The sequence below is a fragment of the Paenilisteria riparia FSL S10-1204 genome (genome assembly GCF_000525995.1).
GTDB classification, from domain to species: Bacteria; Bacillota; Bacilli; order Lactobacillales; family Listeriaceae; genus Listeria_A; species Listeria_A riparia.
In genome coordinates this window covers 1-4,359 of the sequence record NZ_AODL01000046.1, presented here as the reverse complement: position 1 = coordinate 4,359, position 4,359 = coordinate 1, and the positions used below count along the sequence as shown (strand labels likewise).

3 protein-coding genes and 1 pseudogene are annotated in these 4,359 nt (G+C 40.6%); all 4 read left to right on the top strand.

Annotated elements, in window-relative coordinates:
- Positions 1-706, top strand: a 706-nt coding sequence (locus PRIP_RS15715; protein ID WP_149023862.1) for a nucleotide sugar dehydrogenase, incomplete at its 5' end; no start/stop codon positions are given.
- Between the two features lie 128 nt (positions 707-834).
- The gene (locus PRIP_RS15710) at positions 835-2,049 is read left to right on the top strand and encodes a glycosyltransferase family 4 protein (protein ID WP_036102555.1); all 1,215 of its coding nucleotides are present in this window, start codon (positions 835-837) and stop codon (positions 2,047-2,049) included.
- Positions 2,045-3,339, top strand: a pseudogene (locus tag PRIP_RS15705) (glycosyltransferase). Before PRIP_RS15710 ends, PRIP_RS15705 begins: the two are co-directional and overlap by 5 nt.
- Before the next feature lie 17 nt (positions 3,340-3,356).
- Positions 3,357-4,280: a hypothetical protein gene (locus PRIP_RS15700; protein WP_036102552.1), complete on the top strand. Its 924-nt coding sequence runs from the start codon at positions 3,357-3,359 to the stop codon at positions 4,278-4,280.
- The last annotated feature ends 79 nt before the right edge of the window (positions 4,281-4,359 follow it).

The following is a 4,359-nucleotide window of genomic DNA, read 5'->3' as shown; positions in this document are numbered from 1 at the left end:
TGGTGGTGTCACACCGGCATGTACTGAAGCTGGAAAGAAAATCTATAGTACCTTCGTGCAGGGCGAATTGATTGAAGCGACAGCATCAACAGCTGAAATGTCAAAATTGATGGAAAACACGTACCGCGATGTGAATATTGCCTTAGCGAACGAATTGGTGCATATTTCTGCGGAGCTCAATATCAATGCGTTAGATGTTATCGAAATGGCTAATAAACACCCACGAGTAAACTTACATCAGCCTGGTCCAGGCGTTGGTGGTCACTGTCTTGCTGTAGATCCTTATTTTATAGCAGCGGCAGCACCAGAACAATCACGCTTGATTCAAGACGCACGTCATATCAATGCTAGCATGCCCGATTTCATTGTGGCAAACACCGTAGCTCTTATGAAACAACAGCGAGGTAAGAAAATTGCTGTCTTCGGACTCACCTATAAAGGCGACATTGATGACATTCGTGAAAGTCCAGCTCTTGAAATCTATGATAAGCTAAAAAAGGCAGGCACATTCAATGTAGTAGCCTATGACCCACACGTTCAAGCGGATTTTGTGGAGCCTTCCATGGAAAAAGCGACCGTAGATGCCGATATGATATTGATTTTAACTGACCACACGGAATTTCGCAGTGTAACAGGTTTTGACTTAGCAAACATGAGGCAGATGATTGTGTTAGACACGAAAAATAATTATAGAAGAAAAAAATAAACGATAGATAGTTACTATAATTTAGGAAATATCGCATCAATTTATGATGCAGAACAGGTGGGTATCAAGGTTTCCTAATACAAGGAGATTAAGGTTGCTATGTGAAGAATCAGGGATGTGGATGATCTATGAAAAAATTATTATTAATATCACAAAATTTCTATCCTGAAATAGGTAGCGCTTCGAATCGTATGAAGCAATTATTTAGCTATTTCAGTAAGAAATATGATGCCAAGCTATTAACCACCGAGCCGCAATATCCTAATCGGTCCATCTATGAACAACCTAAATTTTGGGGTGAAACAATGGATGGCGAAAAAATATCCAGAATCCAGCCAAAAACCGCTAAATATGAATCCAATATGATACTGCGTTTCTTGCTCTACTTGGAAACCATGTGCCGATTCCTATGGTGCATTGTCCGTGAAAAAGAATCCTTTGACATTGTCTATGTATCTAGTCCGCCCATTTCCATTGCTATAGTAGGACTCTTTGCCAAGAAAAAACTAAACGCCACTTTAATGGTCGATGTGCGTGATCTTTGGCCAGCTTCCTTACAAGGTGTCGGTAAATTCAATAGCTCCTTTTTCTTGTTCGTTGCGTACTGGATTGAGCATAAAATTTATCAACACGCTGACCACATCATTATCAACAGCGAAAGCTTCCAAACCTACATCGTCGAAAAAGGCATTGATACGCAAAAAATCAGCTTTGTTCCCAATGGTCTAACGAATCAAGAAATGGCGCAAGGACGCAGAGACAGACCAATGAAGATGAAGCAGGAGCCACTTACAGTGATTTATACCGGTAATTTTGGTCTGGCCCAAGAACTAGAGAGTTTTATCAACATGGCGGACCATTTTAAAACAACGGATACTGTCCGTTTCGAAATGATTGGCTATGGTGCACATTATCAAACAATCACTAATACGGTACGAGCAAAACATCTCCGCAATATTCACATCTATCCGCCAGACACACGAGAGAACATATTACAAAAGCTTATCCATTCCGATATCGCCTTTGTGAGCCTTGTCCCACATCCTGTCTTTGAAACAGTCATTCCTGGCAAAATAATCGATTATATGGGCTGTGGACTACCCATTATCGGTATGGTGTCCGGATACGCCAAGCAAGTGATTGAAAAATCCGAAACAGGATTTTCCTTCCAGCACAAAGAAGCTGATAAGATGTATCAAAAATTAAGTGAACTACTGGAAAGTCCAGTGCTTCGAAAGAAGCTTCGAAACAACGGATTAGCCTATGCTAAGAAAAACTATAGTTGGCAAGACAATTTCCAACGAATAGAACATATCATAAGCAAAATGCAAAGGAGGGATTGATGATGCCAAAAAAGTAGCAGTTTTTGTATGGAATAATTTAACGAATGACGCCCGTGTATGGCGCGAGTGTACTGCATTACAAGAGGCAGGCTATCAGGTTGATATTATTGCGCTACACGATCCCAAGCAAGCAAACCTAGCGAAACAAGAATCTCCGTTGCCCGATCTTCACATTTTTCGAGTAAACAGCGAACTGCCATGCTACTAACAAAAATAGCCCAATGGTTCAAAAAAAGAAAACTAGCAGCAGTTTTCATGAGTGCAGTAGCCACCATACTCCTTTTCTTCCACCCAATGCTACTTCTGCTGTTCGCCCTAGTTGTTGGCTCCCTTGCATGGCGCAAAACACGAACACTACTCCGAAGGTGCTCGATTTTTAGTAGGATGGTTCGCCAAGGTATGGCACAAAAGTATGATATTTATCATGCCAATGATTTAAATACATTACCACAAGCAGTGTTGTGCGCCAAGATATTCCGAAGAAAACCATTAATTTATGACTCGCACGAGGTGCAGACCAGTCGAACAGGATATGATAGTCGTATCTACGGTATCAGCGAAAAATGGCTGCTCCGTTTTACCGATGTCTGTATCCATGAAAATCATACACGCGCTAGCTACATTGAAAAAAAATACCATTTTTATCCAAAGGTGGTCCATAACTATGCCGATGTTTTCCAACCAGACCCATGTAACCAAATCGATTTACATGACTTATTAGACATCCCAAAGGAAGAACCAATCTTACTCTATCAAGGCGGTGTTCAAATGGGGCGTGGGCTTGATAAATTAATACAAGCAATTCCTTTCTTCCAAAGAGGCGTTGTTGTCATCCTTGGCGATGGCCGGATAAAAGAAGACTTACAACAGCAAGCGAAAGCCATGTATCTAGATAAACGCATCCGATTTTTACCGAAAGTACCTGTAACGGAGTTGCTCTATTATACACAGAACGCGTATCTGGGGTTTCAACTATTAAACAATGTGTGTTTCAATCACTACTCAGCCTCTTCCAACAAGCTGTTCGAATATATCATGTGTCAAGTACCTGTGATAGGTGCTGATTTTCCAGAAATAAAAAAGGTCATTCAAGAAGAAAAGATAGGCCTTACTGTCGATTCACATAGCCCAGTTGCTATTGCACAGGCTGTGAATCGGTTGCTTGGCAATCCTGCGCTCAGAGATGAGCTAAGTCACCATTGCATACAAGCCCGTGAAAAATATAACTGGAACCATGAAAAAAAGCTCTTTTTAGAAATCTATGAAGAATTAGGGGATGGATATGACTAAAAAAAAAACCCTTTCTTGTGTTACATGACAAGACGAAATTAAAAAATAACCGTGATCAAGCAACAAGCGTTATGAAACTCACCAAAAATTACTATCAATTCGATGCTTTGGAACGGCTCGTTGAGACACTGCCTAAGCAAGCCGTCCTTTTGGAATTAGATGAGCAGCTCTCCAGTCATGCTATTTATTTTGGGAAATACGCAGAGGTCAAAAAAATATATGTGCCAATCAAGGAGCGTCAAAAAGAAGTCCAAGATAACATGTTGTGTAATCACATCCAGCAAGTAGAAATTGTGGAGAATGATTTAGAGACATGGAAAACATGGTTATCTTCTGTACATTTGATTCACTTTTCCAAACGCATCCTGCATCACGATATAGTAACGCAACTGCTGCCACATCTAGCAAACCATACCGTACTTTGGTTAGAGACTGAGAACAAGGATTATGATGATTTACTTGCTACGGGAAATTATCATCTAGCCGATCGCTTCCCAGGACATTCTGTGTATACTTTTCAAGAAAAGCCAAACGAGACCAAAGAAAACAGCGCAGATGTAGAGAAAAAGGTGCTTGCATGGCTCGACACATACAAAGGGCATATTGATGACGTTGCCAATGAATTTGCCAAACAACAAATCAACACGGAAGCGAAGCACCAGCGTCAACTGGAAAAACAAAAACAACTCGCTACTAAAAATTGGAATGAACAAGTAGCGAAGCACCAAAAAGAACTACAACAGTTAAAACGCCAAATTACTGATAGTAAAGCGATGGTGAAGTACATTTCAGATGCTTGGAATGCCGAAAAAATCGTGAACCATGACTTAAACCAACGCATCTATACCTTATTGGAAACCGAGAAACCGGTACTACTGGCACTAAAAGAACGCAACATCGCGCAACAAAAAGAACTCGCTGTTTTGCGCCAACAAAAATAGGCAGCTAACACATCGATGGAAACAATTACAGACTAAATATGAGCGTCTGAATAATACCAAAATAATCCGATTCATGCGG